General features: G+C 63.0%; 18 protein-coding genes. 4 read left to right on the top strand and 14 right to left on the bottom strand.

The window, feature by feature from the left end; all coding sequences use genetic code 11:
- Positions 1–6: 6 nt before the first annotated feature.
- Genes ACCO56_RS24635 through ACCO56_RS24625 form a run of 3 tightly spaced genes read right to left on the bottom strand, consistent with a single transcriptional unit; the run spans position 7 to position 4,969 of the window.
- Positions 7–1,119 (bottom strand): ABC transporter permease, encoded by a 1,113-nt coding sequence (locus tag ACCO56_RS24635; RefSeq protein WP_433643526.1) that lies wholly within the window; start codon positions 1,117–1,119, stop codon positions 7–9.
- A gap of 5 nt (positions 1,120–1,124) precedes the next feature.
- Positions 1,125–3,905 (bottom strand): ribosome-associated ATPase/putative transporter RbbA, encoded by a 2,781-nt coding sequence (rbbA, locus tag ACCO56_RS24630; RefSeq protein ID WP_433643525.1) that lies wholly within the window; start codon positions 3,903–3,905, stop codon positions 1,125–1,127.
- Positions 3,902–4,969: an HlyD family secretion protein gene (locus tag ACCO56_RS24625; protein WP_433643524.1), complete on the bottom strand. Its 1,068-nt coding sequence runs from the start codon at positions 4,967–4,969 to the stop codon at positions 3,902–3,904. Before ACCO56_RS24625 ends, rbbA begins: the two co-directional genes overlap by 4 nt.
- A gap of 557 nt (positions 4,970–5,526) precedes the next feature.
- Between ACCO56_RS24625 and ACCO56_RS24620 the strand changes: the two genes are divergently transcribed.
- Positions 5,527–8,052 carry a DUF2235 domain-containing protein gene (locus ACCO56_RS24620; protein ID WP_433643523.1) on the top strand — a complete coding sequence of 842 codons (2,526 nt, stop codon included), beginning with the start codon at positions 5,527–5,529 and terminating at the stop codon, positions 8,050–8,052.
- Positions 8,053–8,275: 223 nt separating this feature from the next.
- Here the strand turns inward: ACCO56_RS24620 and ACCO56_RS24615 are convergent, their stop codons facing one another.
- A complete protein-coding gene (locus ACCO56_RS24615) occupies positions 8,276–9,964 on the bottom strand; it encodes a glycosyl hydrolase 108 family protein (protein ID WP_433643522.1) in 1,689 nt (562 codons plus the stop codon).
- A 172-nt stretch (positions 9,965–10,136) separates the two neighbouring features.
- Positions 10,137–11,642 (bottom strand): MFS transporter, encoded by a 1,506-nt coding sequence (locus ACCO56_RS24610; RefSeq protein ID WP_433643521.1) that lies wholly within the window; start codon positions 11,640–11,642, stop codon positions 10,137–10,139.
- Between the two features lie 72 nt (positions 11,643–11,714).
- Between ACCO56_RS24610 and ACCO56_RS24605 the strand changes: the two genes are divergently transcribed.
- Positions 11,715–12,302: a TetR/AcrR family transcriptional regulator gene (locus ACCO56_RS24605; protein WP_433643520.1), complete on the top strand. Its 588-nt coding sequence runs from the start codon at positions 11,715–11,717 to the stop codon at positions 12,300–12,302.
- 22 nt (positions 12,303–12,324) lie between these two features.
- Here the strand turns inward: ACCO56_RS24605 and ACCO56_RS24600 are convergent, their stop codons facing one another.
- Both ACCO56_RS24600 and ACCO56_RS24595 read right to left on the bottom strand, forming a co-directional pair.
- A complete protein-coding gene (locus ACCO56_RS24600; RefSeq protein ID WP_433643519.1) occupies positions 12,325–12,813 on the bottom strand; it encodes an L-2-amino-thiazoline-4-carboxylic acid hydrolase in 489 nt (162 codons plus the stop codon).
- A 24-nt stretch (positions 12,814–12,837) separates the two neighbouring features.
- Entirely contained in the window at positions 12,838–14,319 is a 1,482-nt protein-coding gene (locus tag ACCO56_RS24595; protein WP_433643518.1) for a PLP-dependent aminotransferase family protein, read from the bottom strand.
- A 130-nt stretch (positions 14,320–14,449) separates the two neighbouring features.
- On the opposite strand from ACCO56_RS24595, the gene ACCO56_RS24590 reads away from it, so the two are divergent.
- Positions 14,450–15,211: a YggS family pyridoxal phosphate-dependent enzyme gene (locus ACCO56_RS24590; protein WP_433643517.1), complete on the top strand. Its 762-nt coding sequence runs from the start codon at positions 14,450–14,452 to the stop codon at positions 15,209–15,211.
- Between the two features lie 62 nt (positions 15,212–15,273).
- Positions 15,274–16,098 carry a pyridoxal kinase gene (pdxY, locus tag ACCO56_RS24585; RefSeq protein ID WP_433643516.1) on the top strand — a complete coding sequence of 275 codons (825 nt, stop codon included), beginning with the start codon at positions 15,274–15,276 and terminating at the stop codon, positions 16,096–16,098.
- A gap of 165 nt (positions 16,099–16,263) precedes the next feature.
- Here pdxY and ACCO56_RS24580 read toward each other — a convergent pair whose 3' ends face one another.
- The 7 genes from ACCO56_RS24580 to ACCO56_RS24550 all read right to left on the bottom strand — a co-directional run bounded on the left by ACCO56_RS24580 (position 16,264) and on the right by ACCO56_RS24550 (position 21,324).
- Entirely contained in the window at positions 16,264–16,854 is a 591-nt protein-coding gene (locus ACCO56_RS24580) for a TetR/AcrR family transcriptional regulator (RefSeq protein WP_433643515.1), read from the bottom strand.
- A gap of 5 nt (positions 16,855–16,859) precedes the next feature.
- Entirely contained in the window at positions 16,860–17,165 is a 306-nt protein-coding gene (locus tag ACCO56_RS24575; RefSeq protein ID WP_433643514.1) for a DUF3817 domain-containing protein, read from the bottom strand.
- Between the two features lie 8 nt (positions 17,166–17,173).
- Positions 17,174–17,617: a CopD family protein gene (locus ACCO56_RS24570; RefSeq protein ID WP_433643513.1), complete on the bottom strand. Its 444-nt coding sequence runs from the start codon at positions 17,615–17,617 to the stop codon at positions 17,174–17,176.
- Between the two features lie 181 nt (positions 17,618–17,798).
- Positions 17,799–18,524, bottom strand: coding sequence for a GntR family transcriptional regulator (locus ACCO56_RS24565; RefSeq protein WP_433643512.1), 726 nt, complete (start codon positions 18,522–18,524; stop codon positions 17,799–17,801).
- On the bottom strand, positions 18,521–19,279 hold the full coding sequence (locus ACCO56_RS24560; RefSeq protein ID WP_433643511.1) for an ABC transporter permease: 759 nt from the start codon (positions 19,277–19,279) through the stop codon (positions 18,521–18,523). Before ACCO56_RS24560 ends, ACCO56_RS24565 begins: the two co-directional genes overlap by 4 nt.
- Before the next feature lie 76 nt (positions 19,280–19,355).
- Positions 19,356–20,198: an ABC transporter ATP-binding protein gene (locus tag ACCO56_RS24555; RefSeq protein WP_433643510.1), complete on the bottom strand. Its 843-nt coding sequence runs from the start codon at positions 20,196–20,198 to the stop codon at positions 19,356–19,358.
- Between the two features lie 34 nt (positions 20,199–20,232).
- Positions 20,233–21,324 (bottom strand): ABC transporter substrate-binding protein, encoded by a 1,092-nt coding sequence (locus ACCO56_RS24550; protein ID WP_433643509.1) that lies wholly within the window; start codon positions 21,322–21,324, stop codon positions 20,233–20,235.
- Between the last annotated feature and the right edge of the window lie 213 nt (positions 21,325–21,537).

Genomic DNA, 21,537 nt, shown 5'->3' with positions numbered 1-21,537 from the left:
TGAAGGTCACCTCAGGAAACGCCGGAAGCGGGTCAGCGCGAAGAGGAAGAAGACCATGCCGAGCACCGCGAGCGCGAGCAGCTGCGGCCACACCACGGCGAGCCCGGCGCCCCGGAACAGTATCGATTGCGCCAATATCACAAAATGCGTGTTGGGCGCCGCCAGCATGATGTTCTGGATGATGTCGGGCATGCTCTCACGAGGAGTCGTGGCGCCCGACAAGACCTGCAGCGGCAAAAGGACCAGGATCAGCAGCAGGCCGAATTGTGGCATCGAGCCGGCTATCGTCGCGAGGAAGATGCCCATGCAGGTGGTCGCGAAAAGGTGAAGCGCGGCGCCGAACAGGAAGAGCGCCATCGAGCCCTGCACCGGAACTTCGAGCAGGCCTTGGACAACGAAGATCAGCGAGAAAGCTGCCGCCGCCAGAACCACCAGTCCCATCGACCAGATCTTGCTCACCATGATCTCGGTCGGCGTCACCGGCATCACAAGCAGGTGCTCGATCGTGCCGTGCTCGCGTTCGCGGATCAGGGCCGCCCCTGTCAGCACGATCGCCAGCATGGTGATGGACGAGATCACATTGGTGATCGCGCCGAACCAGCCCTTGTTCAGCTCCTGGTTGAACCGGGCGCGCAGCGCCAGCTCGACAGGCAGAACGGACACGCTGCGATAGCGATCGGCGAATTCGTCGACCTGGCCGGTGACGATCTGCTGGACGTAGCCTCCGCCGGTGAAGGCCTGCGTCATCCGGGTGGCATCGACATTGAGCTGGATGGTCGGAGATTTCCCGGCGAGCAGATCGCGTTGGAAGTTGGGAGGGATATCGAGGGCGAACGTGTCGAGACCGGCATCCATGCGGCTGTCCATCTCCTGCTGAGTGATTAGCTGCGGCACGGTGAAATAGGGAGGATAGAACGCCGTCAGTATCCGGGACGAGACCGGCGACTGGTCCTCGTCGACCACGGCGATAGCAGCATGGTTCAGCGTCTCCGGCATCGCCCTCGACGCTGTGTAGATCGACAAGGTGAAGGCGTAGACGATGAGCACCATCAGCATGGGATCGCGCGAGAGACCGCGCAGTTCCTTGATGCCGAGTTGGACGATGTTCCTCATGCGCATGCCGGTTACCCCGCCTGTTTCCGGAGGAACGCCGCTGCGAGTCCGAGCAGCACTGGAATGGCGATAAGGAGCGGAATGAACGACGACCAGAGGTCGGCGAATTCCAGAGCCTTGGAGAAGGTGCCCCTCGATATCGTCACGAAATAGGTGGTCGGGTAGATTTTGCCGACAAAGGCTCCCGCCCCTTGAAGCGACGAAACCGGATCGATGAGCCCGGAATACTGGACTGCGGGGATGAGGGTGATCAGCGCTGTTCCGAAGATCGCCGCGATCTGACTTTTCATGAAGGCGGAGATCAACAGCCCCATGCCCGTCGTGACGATGACGTAAAGAAAGGCAGCCACGCTGTAGGCCAGCAGGCTGCCCGTGAAGGGCACCCGGAAGATGAACACCGCGAAGGCCGTAAGCATCACGAAGTTCAGCATGCCGAGTGCAACGTATGGAAGCTGTTTGCCGAGGAGAAATTCCAGGCGCGTCACCGGCGTGACGTAGAAATTGACGATCGAACCGAGTTCCTTCTCGCGCACGACGCTGAGCACTGCGAGCATGGCCGGGATCATGAGGAGCAGGAGCGGAATGACGCCAGGCACCATGGCGACGAGGCTCTGCACGTCGGGATTGTAGCGGTAGCGAATCTCGAGCTGAAAATTTCCGATGGTTGCCGCATCGCCGTAAAGCTCGCGCGCCTTCTGGGTCAGCCAGGTCGCATGCAGCCCCTGCACGTAACCGCGCACTGTTTCTGCACGGGAAGGCATGGCGCCATCGATCCAGACGCCGATCTCGACATTCTGGCCGCGCGTCACGTCCCGCCCGAAATTGGGTGGGATCTCGATGGCGAGGCTGATCTCCCCGTCGCGCATGCGCCGGTCGAGATCCTCGTAGTCGGTGATCGGCTCCTTCTCGATGAAATAGCGGGATCCGGCGATCTGCAGCACATAGTCCCTGCTCACCGTCGTGTCGTCGCGGTCGAGCACGGCAAACGTAAGGTCGTCGACATCCATGTTGATGCCATAACCGATCACGAACATGAGGATGACGCTGCCCAGAACGGCAAGGGTCGCGCGGATGGGATCGCGCTGCAACTCCAAAGCCTCCCGCTGGGTATAGGCGAACATCCGACGCGGGTCGAAAAAGCGCCGGAAACCGCCTCGCTCGTCATGCTCTTCAACCACCTCGACTACGGGTTCTGGCTCCGGCACGGCTTGCGCGGGTGCGCCGCCCTCGCCGATCGCGTCCTCGAGGTAGGCGACAAAGGCTTCCTCCAGTGTCGCGGCCGACCGCTTCTCTACGATCGCTTTCGGCGTGTCGGAGATGAGCACCTTGCCCGCATGCATGAGGGAAATACGGTCACAGAGCTCGGCCTCGTTCATGAAATGGGTCGAGACGAAAATCGTCACATTGTCCCGGCGCGAAAGGTCGGAAAGGATCTGCCAGAAGCCGTCGCGCGCCACAGGATCGACGCCGGAGGTGGGCTCGTCGAGGATGAGGATGTCGGGAGAGTGGATCAACGCCACGGCCAATGACAGGCGCTGGCGCATGCCGAGAGGTAACGCGTCCGGCAAGCTGTCCACGACCTCGACAAGGTCGAAGCGCCGGACCATCTCGTCGATGCGCTGGGGTATGGCTTCGTTCGTCATGCCGAAGAGCCGGGCATGAAGGTCGAGATTCTGCCTTACGGTCAGCTCGGAATAAAGCGAGAAAGCCTGCGACATGTAGCCGACACGACGGCGCACCTCCATGTCCCGGGGATCCACCTCCCGGCCGAACAGGCGCGCCGTGCCCTCGCTCGCCGGGAGTAGCCCGGTCAGCATCTTCATCGTCGTGGTCTTGCCGCAACCGTTCGAGCCGAGAAACCCGAATATCTCGCCGCGGGCGATGCGGAAGCTGACATTGTCGACGGCCGTGAAATCGCCGAAGCGCATGGTGAGGTGTTCCGCCTCGATCGCGATATCGCTGTCGGCACCCACCTGGCGCGGAGGAATGACGACCTCGTGGTGCCCCTGGCGTCTCTCCTCGGGCAGAAGGGCGATGAAAGCCGCATCGAGATTGGGCTCGCCGGTCTTCTCCAGCAGCTCGGTCGGCGTGCCGGTAGCAAGAACGCGGCCCGCATCCATCGCCATCAGCCAGTCGAAGCGCGCGGCCTCCTCCATATAGGCGGTGGCCACGATGACGCTCATGCCGGGACGGCTGCTCCGAATCGCGTCGATGAGTTCCCAGAACTGGCGTCGCGAAAGCGGATCGACACCGGTCGTGGGTTCGTCCAGGATCAGGAGGTCGGGATCGTGGATGAGGGCGCAGCAAAGGCCCAGCTTCTGCTTCATGCCGCCCGACAGCTTGCCGGCAGGCCGGTCCGCGAAAGGCGACAGCCCCGTGCTGCGCAGAAGTTCGGCGATGCGGCGCTCCCGCTCCCGCCTGTCGTGCCCGAAGAGGCGTCCAAAAAAATCGACGTTCTCAAAGACCGAAAGCGTCGAGTAGAGATTCTTGCCGAGACCCTGCGGCATGTAGGCGATGCGCGGATAGGTACGCGACCGATGACCCGCGTCGGCGATGTCGCCGCCAAGCACCTCGACATGCCCTTTCTGAACGACGTGGGCTCCGGCGATCAGCGACAGCAGGCTCGACTTGCCCACCCCGTCAGGTCCAATGAGCCCGACCATGCATCCGGCCGGCATGTCGAGAGTGATACCGTCGAGCGCTCGCGTCGTGCCGTAGGAAAGTCCCACGCCATCGAGGCGGACGACCGGACCTTCATCGCCGGACGTTCCGTCAGGCGCGGGTCCGCTCATTGCACGACGTTTCCGAGGTTGCCGGGCCACTCGGCTTCCGGATCGAGCCGGACATAGGCCATGCCGGGAAGGCCGGTCTTGACCTGCTGGATGTATTTGCGCAGCAGCTCCGGAGAAATCTGGGCCTTGACCCGGAACATGAGCTTCTGGCGCTCCTCCTCGGTCTCGACAGTCTTCGGCGTGAACTGCGCGACATCGGCGACATAGCTCACCTTGGCGGGGATTACATATTGGGGCGCCGCATCGAGAACCAGGCGCACCTCGGCGCCGATCGGCACCCGTCCGGCCTGCGCAGTGGGCAGGAAGAACGTCATGTACACGTCCCCGAGATCGACGAGATTCAACACGCGACCGCCTGCCGACAGCACCTCACCCGGCTGGGCTACGCGATATTGGACACGGCCGTCGCGCGGCGAAACGAGCGTCGCGTCGTTAATGTCGGCGGTGATGCTGTCGATAGCCGCCTTGGCTGCCTCGACTGCGGCCTCGGCATCGACCACAGCCGCCTTGGCGGCGCCCACCGCGGCTTCAGAGGCCGCCAGCTGGGCCTGCGCCGCGCCGAGGGCGGCCTTGGCCCCCTGAGCGGTCGCACGGTCATCGTCCAGCACCTGCTGCGAGATCGTGTTGGTACGTACCAGCTGTTGGGAGCGAGCAAAACGCCTGTCGGCAACGTCGCGCTCGGCCTCGCGCTGCGCAACGACTGCTTCGGCTGCCGTGCGCTCCGCCTCGCGCTGCGTAACGACGCTTTTCGCTGTGTCGACACCGATGACGGCGCGCCGCAATTCCGCTTCTGCCTGTCGGCGCTGCGCCTCCAATTGCTCCGTGTCCATGCGGGCGAGCGTCTGGCCGGCCTGAACGAAATCCCCCTCGTTGACGAGGATCTCCTTGATGCGCCCCGGAGTCTTGGTCGATACGTCGATCTCGACCGCCTCGATCCGTCCGTTGCCGCTGGCGAAGCCGGCCGGCAGACCGCCGCTATTGAACGTCTGCCACGCATAATAGCCAGCGATGGCGACGATGGCGAGCAGGGCGGCGAGAAGCCAGCTTTTGCGGGTATGTGTCATCGAGGCGGCCCTTTCCGTGTCGCCGGCGATCCGGCCAGATCGTTTGCATCCCTGACGGCCGGACGGCCGTCACATAGATCCTCTGTCGGCACGTATGAGAAAGTTTGGGGCGCACCACGGGGGCACGACGGGGAAACAGCAGGGCAGAGATTGTCGGGGACGGATATGGGCGAACCCTCCCCGGCCTCACACTCGGCATTCCGCATCTCCTCGTCTGGTGAACGACATTCGCAGGGTTACACGAGCCGCACAGAGAGACACATTGATCCAAGCCAAACGGCCATGGGCGAAATGCTAGAAATTGCAGGAAGTGAAGGCAACAAGTTTCTGTACTCGCGAAACTCGATACACGCGTGAGACTGCCCGAAACGCATCAGCATCCCTGGTAGATGTCTCTCGTCTTTCGACGTAAATCCGTACGAGATTATATCTTAAAGCTTAAGTACATGAACTGTAATAAATCCAGAAATATTCATCGCCCGGCCGCCGATGTGATAGAATAAAGCACTCATAACAGCAGGATCTTCCCAGTCCTGCCTGTGCACACGAGGCCGATTATGGGAAGGAATCTCGTCGTACTGGCCGATGGAACCGGCAACAGCGCCGCGAAGCTGTTCAAGACGAATGTCTGGCGCCTCTATCAGGCGCTCGATCTGAGCGATGGCGACCAGATCGCGGTTTTCGCCGACGGGGTTGGCACGTCCAGCTTCAGGCCTTTCGAGGTTGTCGGCCTTGCCCTCGGCTTCGGCGTCAAACGACGTATCCTGGCGCTCTACAAGTTCCTCTGCCTCAACTATCGGGAAGGCGATCGGATCTATGCATTCGGCTTCAGCCGTGGCGCCTTCACCGTGCGTGTCCTCGTCGGACTGATCACCAGGGAAGGCCTGGTGAACTTCAAGTCGGAGGAAGAGCTCGATCGCAACGCATTGGCCGCATATCGGGCCTTTCGACCGAAGGCCTTTCCCGTTCCGAAATGGCAGTTCTGGGTCTGGCTGAGCCGACTCGTTCGCGACAACGCCGTCGCCGCCTGGAGCGAATTGACAGGCAGCCGCAACTACGAAGACGTCAAACCCAAGCCGGCGGACTTGCGATCGGGCCAGCGCATCCGAATCCATTTTCTCGGCGTCTGGGACACGGTCGCTGCATACGGCCTTCCGGTCGATGAACTGACGAAAGCGGTCGACAAATGGGTCTGGCCGATGACCTTCGAGAGGAAGAACCTGCTGGACTCAGTCGATCGCGCCCGCCAGGCCTTCAGCATCGACGACGAAAGGCGGACTTTCTTCCCGATCCGCTGGGACGAGAGTACAAGGGATACGGCGAGCGTGGACGGCGCTCCGCCACGGCTGCGCCAGGTCTGGTTCGCCGGCTCCCACTCCAACATCGGCGGCGGGTATCCGGATGACCGGCTGGCCCACATACCCTTGTGCTGGATGATCGGCGAGGCCGCGGAAAGCGGCCTCCGTTTCAAACCGGACATTGTCGCGGACTATTGGGACTACGCCTCGACCAGCGGCCGCATCTACGATTCGCGCGCCGGGTTTGGCATCTTCTATCGCTACCATCCCCGCGCCGCGGGTTGGCTGATGGGCAGGTCGGCCGTGCCGCTCGTCGACTCCAGCGTGCTCATGCGCATGGCCGAAGGAGCGGACAGCTACGCACCGCTTTCCCTTCCCAGGAAAATGGAGGTTCTATCCCCGACGGGCGACAAACTGCCGTTCCGCGGCCCTGCGGAAGCAGCAGCGACAACCGACGATGCAACCGCGGAAGACAAGCTGCCATTGCCGGCCGGCCGCAAGCGCGACCTCGCCCAGATGGAACAGAAGTTTCGTGACGTTCTGGCGAAGCTGGAGCAGGCCGGCGCATTCGGTCATGGCGAGCGGGTGCAGTTGATGCGTGACACCGTATGGTGGCGCCGCGGCCTTTATTACGTGATGTTGGGCCTGGCTCTGCTGGCGGCAAGTTACCCGCTCCTCGCCGGTTACTTCACCCATAAGATCATCGATCAGGCAGACGTGGTATCGCGCGGCCTGATCGGTCCGGTCGTCGGTCTTTTCAAGGGGCTTCTGCCGGGCTTTGCCTCTCCCTGGCTGGATGCTATTCGGCAACATCCCGCGCAGGCTATCCTTTTGGCCGCTGCGTTCGGCGCCTGCCTCGGCCTGAACGCGGTCTTGCGAAAGCGCATACATGACCGTGCGGCGGCCGCATGGGGCAACGTCGTGGCGGCGTCCGCGCCGTCGCAGCGAAAGGAGGCTCTGCAGCGCGTCGCACTGTCGGGAACGCTGGCCTTCGGCATTGCCGCCGCGGCGGTAGGCCTGGCGGGCAATCGCGGCGCGCTCGGCCTCCTCATCGGCTGCCTCGCCTGTGCGTCGGTTTTCCTGTTCCAGCGCCTGCGACCTGCAAGACACGACGACAGTTCATCCCTGCTCGCCTTTGCGCGCGCCGTGCGCATGAACCGCTTCGCGAATTGGCTCTACAACGCCTTGAAGGAATACATCCTGCCGGCCGCTTTCCTGGCCCTTTCCCTCGGCTTGATAGCCATGATGGCGAACAAGCTGGTCTTCGAGGGCGCCAATTCCGCGGGCGCTTACTGCCCCGCGCCGCTGCAGAACCACGACGACCCGCTGCCATTGGCGGGCAGGCCGGTCGCGTTCTCGACCGGCTCGATCTGCCAGGACACGGAAAACTGGATTCAGGCCGGCATGCGATACAAGGTGACCGTCACGATAGACAAACCGTGGGCAGACGCCGGGCTCGATGCCGGCACGCTCGGCGTGAAAGGCGGATGGGCACACTATCTGGGAACACTCATGAAGCGCTGGTGGAGCCAACCCTGGTTCAAGCCGATCGTGCGCGTCGGGCGATATGGAAACGATGAATATGTGCTGGCTCCTGTGCGGACGCGCCCCGGGCAGGAAGCATCCGCGAACACCACGCTCGTCGCCGAGGTCACGCCGCGCACCTCTGGCGAGCTCTACATATTCGTCAATGACGCGATGGTCGCCTTGCCCGGCCTGTCGAACTACTTCTATCGGAACAACCAGGGTTCCGCGACCGTGCTGGTCGAGGAGATCGACGAATAAGGCGTGACCAAACCCGGTCAGTCGTTGACAGATCGTGAACGGCCCCGACAGCCCTGCTTGGCAGATCCCCCTCTCCGTCTCGGCCTCGCCGAGCCCCATCTCCCCCGCGCTTGGCGCGGGGGGAGAGGAAGGGCGCCACCCCCCGCGGCCGGCTGCTCAAGAAAGTGCGAATCCAAAGCAGACGACGTTCGAATGAAGGCGCGGGCGCTCGTATCTATCGGGTTCAGCTCGGGACCTTCTTGAACCACTTGTCGAACTTGCCGAAGCCGCCCCAAATGGCCAGACCGATCATCAAGGGCTGGAGATAAGGCACGAAGGAGGAAAGCGGGCCGAGGACGCCCGGCAGGGAACCCGCCCCTTGGGCCGTGTTGAAGACCGACGTAAGCACGGTGCCGATGACCCCGATCGCCGTCTTGCGGCCATCGAGCATCCTGCCAACGGTTTCCCCCAGGGCCGCGTTGACCGTGGTCAACGGCGGCTTTGCCGGGACTGGGACGGGCAGGTGGTTGATCTGCTTGCCGTGGTTCACGATTTCGGCCGGACGATCGGCGAACACCTCGGGCACGGTACCGTTGCCGCCGAACAGGATCTTGCCAAGCATATGGATGAGCCGCCTCATCTCCTCGTTGCTCAAGCCCGGCTCATTGATATTCGCCGTGGGTAGCGGTTGCGGCGCTTCACTGGACATGACGACCTCCTCGAGTACCTGCGGCGCATCCGCGACGATGACGGGAGACTCGGCGAACATCGCGTTCGTCGCCCGCCGGATGTCTTCCAGGCGATTGATCCATCCTTTACCGAATGTCGGAAAATGTTTGAGGCCGCGAAGGAACTGTTCCTGGGCGGCGAAGAAGTCCGCCACCAGCCGGCGCTTGTCCGCCTGGGCCAATGCCTTCAACGTCTCGGATCCGATGGCTCCATCGATCTCGATGTCGATCCCCTGCTTGGCGATGGCCGCCTGAAGGAAGCGCCCGCTCCGGTCAGGGCCGTGCAGCACAGCGGCATTATGGACGGCGAGGGAAATGGGCAAAGGCAGGTCGTCGCCCCGTATGATGTCGTAATAGTTGGTCTTCATGATCTGCCAGGCTTCGGCGCGCGCCAGCGCCTTGACTTCCGCCTTGCTCACCGGCCTGCCGCGCCAGCGCGACAGCGTCGCCAGCGTAATGCCCATATTGGTCGCCCCGCCTGGATCCTCGGGGTGATCCACGTAGCCGCCTTCCCACTTGTCCACGATCGGCTGAATCCGTGAGAAATGGCTGGCCTTGGCGGCTCCCGCCGAAACACCGGCGGGGGTCGCCGGCCGATTCAGTTCGTCGTCGTCGAGATCCATCTGCACGCCCTCCGTCATGAACACGGCGCCCTCGGTCGCGAGGGCATCATCCGCCTGGTCGGGAAGCGGCGGCCGGTCCATGACCTGTGGAGGCGGCGGCCCGCCATTTGCCCAATCGATGATTGTGGCGCGCAGGTTCTCGGCCCATGTGGCGTCGCCGCCAGACGGGTATATGCCTTTGCGCAACTGTGAAACCTGAAGCCCAGCCATCTGCAGATGCGGCAGCTCGAAACTCAGCGGCTCGAGGCCGTTCTGCCGGCCGATCTCGTGCAGGCGACGCCACGATTTTGCCCTGGCTCCTTTGTCGTCCCAGCTCCAGTTTCCATTGATCTTCAGGACGAAATCGGCCGCCAGCCCATATTGGTGGTATGAGCTCCAGGGCCCGGCCTTGGTGATGATCTTGCCCGGCCTGGTCCTGCCCTGCGCGAACAGAAATGTCTGGCGCTTGGGAGTCCTGTAGGTTTCATAGACCTCGAAGGGATGTCCTTCCGCCACCAGTTGCTTGTGCGTGGCTTCGACAGCCTTTCTTACCATGGGGTGGAGAGCGCTGAAATCCGAGCGCCTCTCATGCGGGATTGACATTGCAGCCTCCCGAACCAACACAGAACAATAAATATACGCCTGTGAAGACACAGACTCAATTTTACCAAAATAAATACAGCGCGGCTCGGAGATACATCTCAAGTTTTACACATGTACATCTACCGGATACAACGTGAGGTTCACATACGGTATTTACAATAAAAAAACTCGCTCAATATCCCGATCTTACTGCTCTTGTATGCGGCCGAGTCCGGTCGACGAAGGCGATAGCCGCGGCACCGGCGAACAGCAGCGCTGCCGCCGCAACGATCACGCCTTCGAAAGCGCGATCGAAGGCAGCGCGCGCCAGCGCGGTCACAGCGCTCGCGGCATCCGGGGCGAGAGCCTCGGCCGCCAACAGGGCCTCGTCGAGGCTGTCTCGAGCGGCAGCCGGAATGCCGAGCCCGTCTGGCATGACGAGCGCGGCCGTATAGATCGCCGACATGATGCTGCCCAGCACGGCGATGCCGATCGCGCCGCCGAGTTCGTAGGAAACCTCCTCGACGGACGCCGCCATGCCCGCCCTGTCCTCCGGCGCACTGGTCATCACGGCGGTGGAAGCCGCCGACATCGCGCCGCCGATGCCGAAGCCCATCATTGCGAGGGCCGACACCCAAACGAAGGAGGCCGCATGATAGGTGGCGAGAAATGCCGTCAGGCCGAGCCCGGCCATCGCGAGCGCCGACGACATGACTCGTCCTGCTCCAAGGCGCGGCAGGAGCAAGCCGGCAATGGGACCGGCGAAGAACGAGGCGAGCGGTATCGGCAGGATGAGGAGGCCGGCCTGGAGAGGCGAGAGGCCGAGCACCAGCTGCAACCGCTGGCTGAACACGAGTTCGAAGCCGACAAGTGCCGCGGAAGCGGCCGTGGCGGCCGCGACGCCGGACGAGAACCGCGAATTGCGGAACAGGCCGAAATCGATCAATGGCGCGGCGCTCCGCCGCTGGCGCCGGACGAACAGAGCCATCGCCGCTACGCCGACGATCAGTGCGACCAGTGCCGCCTCCCAGGATGGAAGCCTCTTTCCCATCTCCTTGATCGCGTAGGCGATGCCTACCAAGCCGATCATGGCCTGGACCGAACCGATCAGGTCCCAACCGCGTTCGGACGAACCCCGACGGTTGGGCAGCATGACGAGGCCGGCAACAAAAGCGACCATCACCACGGGAACATTGATCAGGAAGACGGAGCCCCACCAGTAATATTCGAGCAGCAGTCCGCCCAGCACAGGGCCGAAGGCGGCTCCGCCGGAGGCCACCGCCGCCCAGATACCGATGGCGAAGGCGCGCTCGCCTTCGTCGGTGAAGGTCAGGCGGATGATCGACAGCGTCGCCGGCATCATCAGCGCGGCCCCGGCGGCGAGCAATACGCGTGCACCGATCAACACCGCAGGGGACGGCGAATAGGCGGCGATGAGGGAGGCCAGCCCGAACACGACAAGCCCCGCCAGGAAAAGCCGCTTGTGGCCGAGCCGGTCGCCCAGCGTGCCAAATCCAGGCAGCAACCCCGCCACCACGAGCGGGTAGGCATTGACGATCCAGAGTTTTTCCGAGGCGGTTGCCTGGAGATCGTGGGTAAGGCGCGGCAGCGCCGTGTAGAGCACTGTGATGTCGACGACGATGAGGAACAGAGCACTGGAGACGATGGCGAGCACAAGCCAGCGATTGCTTGAAGTCATGGAATGAAAGATCCTGGGCACGAGAACGCAGACCGCTTGTCTGCGAACGAGAAGGAATATAAATACATACGTATGGAAAGAAAAGACAAGAGCGCGCTGGGACGCCCCAGAACGATCGATCGCGACAAGGTGCTGGACGCCGCCGAGGCCGTCGTTGCCGAAACCGGCGCGGCGGGCTTGACGATCGACGCCGTAGCCAAGGCGGCCGGCATCACCAAGGGCGGCGTGCAATATTGCTTCGGCACGAAGGAAGGGCTGCTCACCGCGATGCTCGATCGCTGGTGCGAGACTTTCGACCGCGACATCGCAACGCTGCAAGGCGAGGACCGCAGTCCTTTCGCGCATGTGCGCGCCTATATCGAAGCGGGCCGGCAATCCGACGAGGAGGAAGGCTCGCGCTCCGCCGTGATGCTGGCCACGCTCCTCCAGAATTCAGACCAGCTCGCAGCGTCGCGCATATGGTATCGCGAGCAACTCAAGGGGGTGGACCCGACGACCGAAGAGGGACGCAACGCCCGCCTTGCCTTCATCGCGTCCGAAGGAGTGTTCTTCCTCAGAAGCTTTCGTCTGCTCGATCTGAGCGACGAGGAATGGCGATCGGTCTATGACGACATTCTCGGCTTGTTGCCTGGCAACCAAGGGAAATCCATCTCGGAATGAGCGGAGATGGGGCGGCCGCCAGTCAAGTCTTCGGCTGCTTGTACGAGTAGCGGAACGTACAGCAAGGGGCACCGGCCATGATCGTGTGTTCGCGCTCGAGCTCGATATTGGGGTCGTAGCCCTGGCAGAAAGTGCCGTCGCGGTTGCACGACATGAGATGGCCGATATGGCCGAGGCCCATCTCCTTGTAGGCCTCGGCATATCTGCAGCGCGTCACGTTGAAGTCGAACGTTTCGTCGGTCGCCTCCAGCACCTCGATTTCGAGAGCGGCGCCAGCCGTCCACAATTCGTAGAGCTTTATGAAGTGGGCCATGGAGGTGCGTCCCTCCGGCGCCTTGGCTGCGAAGGCCCTGCCCTCGGCGACCGCCGCCTTGCGGATGGCGGCGTCGAGGATGGCGTCGGCCTTCTCCTTGCCGATCGCCGCGACCATCTCCGCATGGATGGGCCCGATCACCTGCGCCTGCAGGCGACGTTTGAGCAGAACGGGCAGATCGACGGGCTTGGTTTCCATGGCGGCGCACTCGCTAGCAAAGGATTATCCTCGCAAATCTGCCACAGTTCGGCCATGTCGGCCAATCCCGCCTTCGCGCGCCGCAGGTTTTGCTTGCGCCAGCAACCGCATGGCGCGCGCCAGCTCCGCCTCGTCCAAAGTGGCGAAGCCGAGACGGAAGGCCTCCGGCGCCATGGCGGGCTCGAGCGAGAACCTCGCGCCCGGCATGACGGAGAGGCCGAGCGCCGCCGCGTTGCCTGCCCATTCGCTGGCGCTGATGCCGTCGGTAACGCGCAGCCACACGGCCAGGCCGCCCGCCGGCAGGTTGAAGGAGACCGCGTCGCCGAAAGTCTGCGCCAACACCGCGCCGAAATGATTCCGACGCGCCTGGTAGATCCGCCGGGCCTTGCGAGCATGACGGCGAAGCGTGCCGTCCTCGATCAGTCCGGCCAATGCCTGTTCGAGCGGCAGGTCGCCCTGTCGGTCGATGGCCTCCCGGCGCTCCGCCATGCGCCCCAGCAGGGCTGGCCCCGCCACCGCGTAGCCGACGCGAACACCCGGCGCGAGCAGCTTGGAAAGCGAGCCGACATAGACGACCGCGTCGCCCGCCGTCGCCCGCGCCGCGATCGGCAGGACCGGGCGCCCTTCGAACCGATATTCGTGATCGTAGTCGTCCTCGATGACGACAAGGCCGTGACGGCGGGCGATCTCCAGAAGCTTGAGCCGCCGCGCCGCGCCGAGCGTCACCGTGGTCGGATATTGATGATGCGGCGTGAGATAGACCGCCTTGAGGGCCGGTTTGCGCGCTGCGAGATCGGCGAGGCGCTCGACGTCGAGGCCGTTGGCATCGACCGGCACCCCGACGATCTCCACCCCAGCCGCCCGGAAGGCCGCCCAGGCGAGCGGATAGCCGGGCGTCTCCACCGCGACGACGTCTCCCCTGCCGAGCAAGGCGTTCACCGCAAGAAACAGCGCCATCTGGCTGCCGCGCGTCACCAGAACGTCTTCCGGCGTGGCGGCGAGGCCACGCTCGGCCACGAGATAGGAGGCGAGCGCGCGTCTGAGCATTGGGCTGCCGCGCGGATCGTCCTGGGCCGAGGTAAGGAAGATCGGGCTATCGAGGGCGCGGCGGAAAGCGCGCGCAAGCTCGGTGCGCGGCGCCAGCCGCGAATCCGGCGCGCCGTCGGAGAGATGAAGCGTCGCGGGCGGGGGCGGCTCGTTCCGGCGCTCTTCCGAACGGGAGCGAGGCGACGGCCCCAGTTTCCCGAACTCCGGCAGGTCGCGCGCCACGAAAGTGCCGCGCGATGGCTCGGCCACCAGCCAGCCCTGCATCGTCAGTTCGTGATAAGCGGCATCGACCGTATTGCGGTTGAGCTTCAGGCTCCTGGCGAGCGCACGCGTGCCGGGAAGCGCATCGCCGGGCCTCAGCCTGCCCCGCTCGATCTCACGGATGATCGAGGCGGAAAGGTCGAGGAACACTGGCTGGGCGCCCTCGCTCCTCAATTCGATCGCTATATCGACTCTCATCCGGCCTATCCAATTTCTCAAAACTGGATCTTCTGGATAGGCCGGATATCGCGCTATCGCAAGGCCGGGCACCTACACGGGGTCGGTGCCCGCAAGGCGCCATGTTCGCAGAACTCCAGGGACTGAGAAGATGACGGACCGCTATCAACACGGCAGCGTCGCTGCCAACCTCGAGACGGTGCGCAAGCGCATCCGCGACGCCGCGCTGCGCTCAGGGCGCGCCGCCGACACGGTGCGGCTGGTTCTGGTGACCAAGACAGTGGCCGCCGAACGTGTGCGCGAGGCGATCGCGGCCGGCCAGGAGATCCTCGGCGAGAACAAGGTGCAGGAAGGGCGCCGCAAGGCGGAAGCGCTTGCCGGCGAGCCTGTCCGCTGGAGCATGATCGGCCATCTCCAGAGCAACAAGGTGAAGGACGTGCTGCGCTTTGCCGACGAGGTACAGTCCCTCGACCGCCTGTCGCTGGCGACCGCCCTGGAGAAGCGCCTGCAGCATCTGGGGCGCGGCCTCGACGTGCTCGTTCAGGTCAACACCTCCAACGAGGCGAGCAAGTACGGCCTTGCCGAAGGCGAGGTCGCGCAATTCCTGAGGGAGCTGACAGCCTTCGACAGCCTTCGTCCGCGCGGTTTCATGACGTTGGCGCGCTTCACCGCGGACACCGACGAGGTTCGCCGCTGCTTTCGTCTGCTGCGTTCCATCCGCGACAGGGCATTGCAGGAGGCGCCGCAAGGCGATGCGCTCGCCGAGCTTTCGATGGGCATGTCGGGCGATTTCGAAACCGCGATCGAGGAAGGCGCCACGGTGGTCCGGGTCGGCCAGGCAGTGTTCGGCGCGCGCCCGCTTCCCGATTCCTACTATTGGCCGGGCGCCGTGAAGAAAGAAGCCGCATGCTGACCAGGGCTCGGAAAAATGTTCCACGGTTTTCCGACGAAAATCCGCGGCAAACAAGGCGAAGCGTGGGCGAAACCAACCAAACCCGCTTGGTGATCTCGATCCAGAGTCAGGTGGTGCACGGCCATGTCGGCAACAGCGCGGCGGTCTTTCCCATGCAGGCCGAAGGACTTGCCGTCGCGGCGGTGCCCACCACGCTCCTGTCCAATCACCCGCACTACCCGACGACGCGCGGCAGAGTCCTGGAGCCGCAACTGGTCAACGACCTGTTGCTCGGCGTCGAGGAGCGCGGCCTGGTCGAGAAGGCTTCTATTCTTCTGACCGGCTATCTCGGATCCGTCGCGAACGCCGAGGTCGTCGCCGCCTTCGTCGCCCGCGCGCGAAAATCCAACCCCTCGCTCCTCTATGTCTGCGATCCCGTCGTCGGCGACGACGATGTCGGCATCTTCGTGGCCGACGGGCTGCTCGAAGCGTTTCGCGACACGCTCGTTCCGATGGCGTCGGCGATAACACCCAACCAGTTCGAGCTCGAGCTCCTGTCGGGCCTCGCGGCACGTTCGGCCCCCGACCTGCGCGTCGCGGCAGCCGCGCTTGCCGATGGCAGCCGGCGCAGCGTCATAGCCACCGGATGCACGCTCGAAGACACCCCTGTGGGCAAGGTGGAGACCATTCTTTGCGAACCGCACGGGCTCTCCCGCACGGCTACGGATCGCCTGCCGATCCGCCCCTGCGGCACGGGGGATCTGTTCACAGCTCTGTTCGTCGCCGGGCTGGCAAAGGGGCTTCCCGCGGCAGAAGCCTGCCGGCGGGCAACGGTCCAGGTCTTCCGCATTCTCGAGCGCACGAAGGATGGCGAGGAGATGCAGCTCACACCCTGGCCTTGGGCGTAATGCCAATGGCCGATAAGACCGACGTTGGAGCGCGATTGCGCGTCTGCATCAAGGCCAGCGCCGGCTGGGAGAGGAGCTTCGGGCGCCTCGCGGACCTGCTGGGCGGCGGAAAACGCACCGGCTGAGCGTCGCTACGGCAGGGCGCACTGCCGGCCCAGGTCCAGCTCACCTCGGCCGGGGAGCCTCGGCCAGCAATCCGCGGAGATGCGCGAGCATGGTTCGAAAGTAGGCGATGCCGCCGCCTGCGCGCGAAAGCATGACCGCGCCCTGCCAGGCTGCCGTCACGATCGCGGCGCGGCGCTGTGCCTCTCCTTCAGGCCAGCCCATCTCCATGAGATTGCGTGCCATCGATGCCTCCATGTCGCTCACCAGCGACGTGGCCTTGCTTCGCATCGCGGGGGACGTCGTGACCGGGTCCATCGCGGTGTGACCGACCGGACAGCCGATGGGCTCGCCTTGATGAAAGTAGAATTTCTCCAACCGTTCGAAGACCAGCGCCAGGCGCGCCGCCGGGGCAAGGCCGGGATCACTCATGATCGGCAAGGTCTCGGCCCGGAACCGCTCGACGGCCTGTTCGAGAATGGCCTCGAACAGAGCCGCCTTGCTTGGGAAGTGATGGGTGATCTTGCCCATGGTGACGCCGAGCCTGCCCGCGATATCGGCGAAGGACGAGGCGGCGTAACCGCGCTCGAAGACGATCCTGGAAGCAGCCGAAACGATTTCCTCGCGCGACCGCAAGCCCTTCTCGTATGCCATGTCTCTTAGCCTCGCGGCACCAGCGAATGGCGATAGAACCAGAACGTGCCACCCGGCACGAAGCTGAAGCCGATCGCCGGCCAGATCCAGCCTCTGGGCAGGTCCGTCTTCGCCAATTCGTTGATGACGGCCCAGATGTAGAACAGAAAAGCGAAGCCGTGGATCGGCCCGAGCCAACGGGTGACTTCACCGATACCCAGCATGTGCTTGAGGGGGACGCCGACCAGGACAAGGAGCAGCAAGGTCGTGCCTTCCGCGATGGCGGCCAGGCGCAGGAGCTGGGACAGGCGGGGTTCGGACGATCCGGACATTCCGTTCCTCATTTGACGACGGCGAGCGAGACGATTGCTGCAGTCAGAGCGAGGCCGGCCACCTGGAGGCGGCCGATGCGGCCCCGCGCGGGCGGCTTCCCGTCGCGGCGCATCGCACCATGCGTCGCCGCGATCATCCCGTGCAAGGCAGTCAGGGCGACCACAGCTGGGAGCTTGAACTGGAACCAGCTCTCCCGGAGCAATGCTGGTCCTTGCAACAGGAACAAGGTCATGCCGAACACAAGGGTCGCGAGCATGGCCGGATTGACGACGATCCCGAGGCACCGCCGCTCGACCTCTGCGAAATGGCCGCCATCTTCATTCCGGCCAAGGGCCTCGGCATGCGCTGCGAGGACCGTCAGCAGCAGGCATTGCCCTCCCAGCCACAGCATCGCGGAAAAGACGTGAGCAGCCTTGATCCAGAGGTAGAGGGGCGTCAGGAATTCGTGCATCGAACAGAATCAAAAAGACCATTCTTTTTTTATCTGCGGCGAATACCTTTTGCAAGCAGGCTTGGGCGTGGGCTGGCTCCGGCTGTTCAGCTTCCGTTTGCGCGACGATACCTGGTTGGAGCCACGTCCCGGAGTCGGATGCAACAGCCCTCGTTGGCCGGTCGCATCTGTCCTCTCCGGATCATCCTACCCAATCGCTCTGATCGCCCGCCATCCGCAGAAAATGCAGCAAATCGGGCAGGCCTTCGCCAAGGAGGGTAACGTGCTTGCGCATCGTGGCGCGCGCCCTTTCCGCGTCGCCACTGAATATCGCTTCCATCACCTCTCGATGCTCGGGGATGGAAGACACCGTTCTTCCCGGCTGGTAGGTGATGGTGCGCCGGTAAGGTGATATCTTAAGCGTCAGCCGGCGCAACTCTTCCTGCAGGATTCTGTTATGGCTGGCCTCGGCAATAGTTTCGTGGAACTTGATGTTGGCTTCGTAAAAGAACTCTGCATCGCCCGATTCGCTCGCTCGCACGCAATCTTCATGAGCCAGCTCAAGTTGCTTGCGCTGAGCCGGCTGCATGCGACGTGCCGCTTGCGCGGATGCGAGGCCCTCGAGTTCGGCCACGACGCTGAATGCATCGAGAAGATCGGCAAGCGATAGCTGCGCGACCTGCAGACCCTGCCGTCCGCGCGAAACGACGAGACCGCTGGCTGCCAGACGTTGCAAGGCCTCTCGCACGGGGGTGCGGGAAACTCCATATTGTTCGGCCAGTTGCCGCTCATCGAGGCGATCTCCGGGGCGGCGCTGCCCTTTCAGGATTTCTATCTCGAGACGTTGAACGACCTCGGCAGAGAGCGATTCAAATTCCCGGGTCGCGGTTGCCGTTTCCGCGTCCCGCTTTTCAATATTGTATTTCATCGACTTTCCGTAGCGTAGAACCGGTTCGCCAGCATTTCACCCAGCGCCACCAGGCCATATAGAAGCAGGCCACATATACAAAGCACAACAATGGCGGCCATGGAGACCTGCGTGTCTGCGCGCGCAGTGGAGAAGATTATAAGGTACCCCAAGCCGGCTTGTGCGGTGATGAATTCGCCGATGATCACGCCGATTATCGCCAATGTGACGGCAATTTTCATGCCGCTGAAGATATATGGAAGCGCGGCGGGGAAGCGGACGCTGGTGAAAATCTGCCATTCCGTCGCGGTCAGGCCGCGGCACAGACGCACCATGCTCTTGTCGACGCTAAGCAGTCCGGCCGTCGTTGCGATGACGACGGGGAAAAAGGCGATGAAGATGGAGAAAGCTATGCGCGACTGCGATCCGATGCCCAGCCAGATGATGAACAGGGGCGCCAGTGCGATCTTTGGAATGAGTTGGAAAAAGACGAGGTTCGGATACAAGGCCTCGCGCGCGATACGGGAATAGGTAATGACGATGGCAAGAATCACGCCGATGACGGTCGCCAGCAAGAAGCCCGCCGCTGATTCCAGCGTTGTTGGAATGGCGTGAGTGAGCAGTATCTCGTGGCGCTTGAAGATGTATTCGACGATCGACACGGGTGATGGGAGTATCACCGCCGGTATGTCGCCAAGGCTCACATAGGCCTGCCACCCCAAAACGACGAGCAGCGCGAGGCCTACCGGCAGAACGATGCTGCGCAGCCCTGCCATGCCGTCGCCGCTTGCCGTGGGATTGGCGATGATTTCTCCGGCTTCGGCTCTGACGCTGGATGTGGACATCGTTTTCTCACTCTATGACCTTGAAAGGCGCGGCGACTTGCCGCGAAGGAGCGGCGTGCCCCTCTTCGATCGTCAGGCGCAATCGGCGGCAGACTTGTGCGAATTCCGGCGTCTCCGCTATTTCGAACCGCCGGGGGCGAGGAAAGGGCATCTTCATGTCCAGCAGAATGGAGGACGGCCGCCCCCCCATCACCACCACCCGGTCCGACAGGAAGGCCGCCTCGCGTATGGAATGGGTCACGAAGACGACCGTCTTTCGATACGTCTCCAATATCTCCGAAAGGGCGACATTCATCTGGTCACGCGTGATCGCGTCCAGAGCGCTGAAGGGTTCGTCCATCAACAGAATATCGGGATCGTGGATAAGGGCCCTGCAGATCGCCACGCGCTGGCGCATGCCGCCGGAGAGTTCACCCGGCTTCTTGTTCTCGAAGTCGGAGAGCCCGACCATGTTGAGCAGTTCTCGCGCCTTTTCCCTGTATTGCGCAACTGGGCGCTTGAGGATCCGTATGGGGAAGAGGACATTTTCCAGCGCACTTTTCCATGGCAGGAGCGTCGCGTCCTGAAAGATGATGCCGATATCGTTGCGCGGCTTCAGGACCTCGGAGCCGTCAAGAGAGATCGTGCCGGTGGTGGGTTGCTCCAGTCCGGCGATCATCATCAGGAGGGTGCTCTTGCCGCAACCGCTTGGACCGAGGAGCGAAACGAATTCGCCGCGGCCGATGTCAAGGGAAGCTGATCCTATGGCCTGGATCGATGCCTGACGCGTGAAATACGTCTTCTTGACATCTCGGACCGCCACGAGAGGCGCATCCGCTTGAAACGTCTCCAATGGCTTGCTGGCCATCATGCGCGTCGTCTCCCTTTCTTGCGCCTCGCCGGCTTCAGTTGACATATTTACGGTACGCCTCGGCGCTCTTCTCTGCTGTCGCCAGTTCCTGTTCGCTCAGCTTGATCTTGCCGGCGAACCCGTTGGTGAACAGCGCCTCGCCATCGGGCCGGGTGGCACCATCGCCGACCGCATATTTGAGTACGAGATCCAGCATGGTCTCGACCTTTGCGGGATCGGCATAGCCCAACCCGTGCTCCTTTACTTCGGGCACCAGATTGGTCAGGTTCGTGAGGCCGAGCCCCACGCGGGCATACTCCTCGCCAGTCGAGGAAATGGCGACTTCACTATTGGCATTGAGGAAGATGTCGACTGCTTCGTCGAAGTCCGTCATCGTGAAGCGGATGGCCTCCATCGCCCCTTGTACGAAGGCCTCGCAAAGCTGCGGATCCTTCTCCAGTCGCCCAGGCTGAGTCGTCAGGGATTGCCCATAGAACTGGATGCCGGCGCTGCTGAACAGCATGAACCGCACGTCCGTTCCGAGCGGGACGAGCGATGGAATGGTACTCGTCGCGAAGGCGGAAGCGGCATCGACCTGCTTTTCCATGAGGGAGCGTTCGCGGACCTTTCCGTCAATCTGTACGATCTCGACCTTGTCGAGGTCGAAACCGGCTTTCTCGGCGTAGAGCGGCAGGAACGGATACTCACCCGAGGTGACGCTGGCCCCCACTTTCTTGCCCTCGAGCTGCTTGGGCGATGTGATGGGTGAATCCGCGAGCACGCCCACCCCCATCAACGCATCGTAGTTGATCTGACCGATACACGTGATCGGAAGCTTCTTGGCTGCCTGGACGATGACGGTCGGAGTGGCTGCCATGCCGAAGTCGAAAGTCCCGGCGCTGACCGCCTGAGCCGCCGCGCCCGATCCCGAGCCTCGGGCGACGCTCACGTCGAGGCCGACGTTCTTCCAGAATCCCTTGTCCCGCGCGACATAGGCGAAAAGATTGGGGCCCTCGGGTACCCAGGAGGTGGTGAAAGTCACCTTGGAAGCGGCCCGCGATATCGCAGGCATTGCCAAGGGAAGCGCGATGGCTCCCGCTGCGATTCCTCCAAGACATTTCATCAAGTCACGACGTGAAACAGGCATTGGACATTCCCCTTCTCTGATTGCACCGACTTCATGCGGCACCTGCGGGGATGATTCCTGCGATTGGCTCATGTTGCAAGAGATATTATGCATATTTTTGGTTTTGGCATGCAATAACTTGCTTATGGCACTTTTTTAAGCTGGCATTTGCCTAAATTTCGTGCTTGCCTTTGAGCGCATTGGCGAAATATGTCACGCATTGCATACCAAGGA

This window comes from Mesorhizobium sp. 1B3, assembly GCF_050958605.1.
Classification (GTDB): Bacteria; Pseudomonadota; Alphaproteobacteria; order Rhizobiales; family Rhizobiaceae.
The sequence above is the reverse complement of the archived record's forward strand: the minus strand, read 5'-3'. Positions and strand labels throughout refer to the sequence as shown.

What these genes read in the sequence shown, in the direction of transcription:
- ACCO56_RS24600 (WP_433643519.1), bottom strand. Translation starts at nt 12,813, where the DNA reads ATGGAAACCAAGCCCGTCGATCTGCCCGTTCTGCTCAAACGTCGCCTG.
- ACCO56_RS24595 (WP_433643518.1), bottom strand. Translation starts at nt 14,319, where the DNA reads ATGAGAGTCGATATAGCGATCGAATTGAGGAGCGAGGGCGCCCAGCCA.
- ACCO56_RS24615 (WP_433643522.1), bottom strand. Translation starts at nt 9,964, where the DNA reads ATGTCAATCCCGCATGAGAGGCGCTCGGATTTCAGCGCTCTCCACCCC.
- ACCO56_RS24605 (WP_433643520.1), top strand. Translation starts at nt 11,715, where the DNA reads ATGGAAAGAAAAGACAAGAGCGCGCTGGGACGCCCCAGAACGATCGAT.
- ACCO56_RS24550 (WP_433643509.1), bottom strand. Translation starts at nt 21,324, where the DNA reads ATGCCTGTTTCACGTCGTGACTTGATGAAATGTCTTGGAGGAATCGCA.
- ACCO56_RS24635 (WP_433643526.1), bottom strand. Translation starts at nt 1,119, where the DNA reads ATGCGCATGAGGAACATCGTCCAACTCGGCATCAAGGAACTGCGCGGT.
- ACCO56_RS24590 (WP_433643517.1), top strand. Translation starts at nt 14,450, where the DNA reads ATGACGGACCGCTATCAACACGGCAGCGTCGCTGCCAACCTCGAGACG.
- ACCO56_RS24555 (WP_433643510.1), bottom strand. Translation starts at nt 20,198, where the DNA reads ATGATGGCCAGCAAGCCATTGGAGACGTTTCAAGCGGATGCGCCTCTC.
- ACCO56_RS24610 (WP_433643521.1), bottom strand. Translation starts at nt 11,642, where the DNA reads ATGACTTCAAGCAATCGCTGGCTTGTGCTCGCCATCGTCTCCAGTGCT.
- ACCO56_RS24575 (WP_433643514.1), bottom strand. Translation starts at nt 17,165, where the DNA reads ATGTCCGGATCGTCCGAACCCCGCCTGTCCCAGCTCCTGCGCCTGGCC.
- ACCO56_RS24625 (WP_433643524.1), bottom strand. Translation starts at nt 4,969, where the DNA reads ATGACACATACCCGCAAAAGCTGGCTTCTCGCCGCCCTGCTCGCCATC.
- ACCO56_RS24565 (WP_433643512.1), bottom strand. Translation starts at nt 18,524, where the DNA reads ATGAAATACAATATTGAAAAGCGGGACGCGGAAACGGCAACCGCGACC.
- rbbA (WP_433643525.1), bottom strand. Translation starts at nt 3,905, where the DNA reads ATGAGCGGACCCGCGCCTGACGGAACGTCCGGCGATGAAGGTCCGGTC.
- ACCO56_RS24620 (WP_433643523.1), top strand. Translation starts at nt 5,527, where the DNA reads ATGGGAAGGAATCTCGTCGTACTGGCCGATGGAACCGGCAACAGCGCC.
- ACCO56_RS24580 (WP_433643515.1), bottom strand. Translation starts at nt 16,854, where the DNA reads ATGGCATACGAGAAGGGCTTGCGGTCGCGCGAGGAAATCGTTTCGGCT.
- ACCO56_RS24560 (WP_433643511.1), bottom strand. Translation starts at nt 19,279, where the DNA reads ATGGCAGGGCTGCGCAGCATCGTTCTGCCGGTAGGCCTCGCGCTGCTC.
- ACCO56_RS24570 (WP_433643513.1), bottom strand. Translation starts at nt 17,617, where the DNA reads ATGCACGAATTCCTGACGCCCCTCTACCTCTGGATCAAGGCTGCTCAC.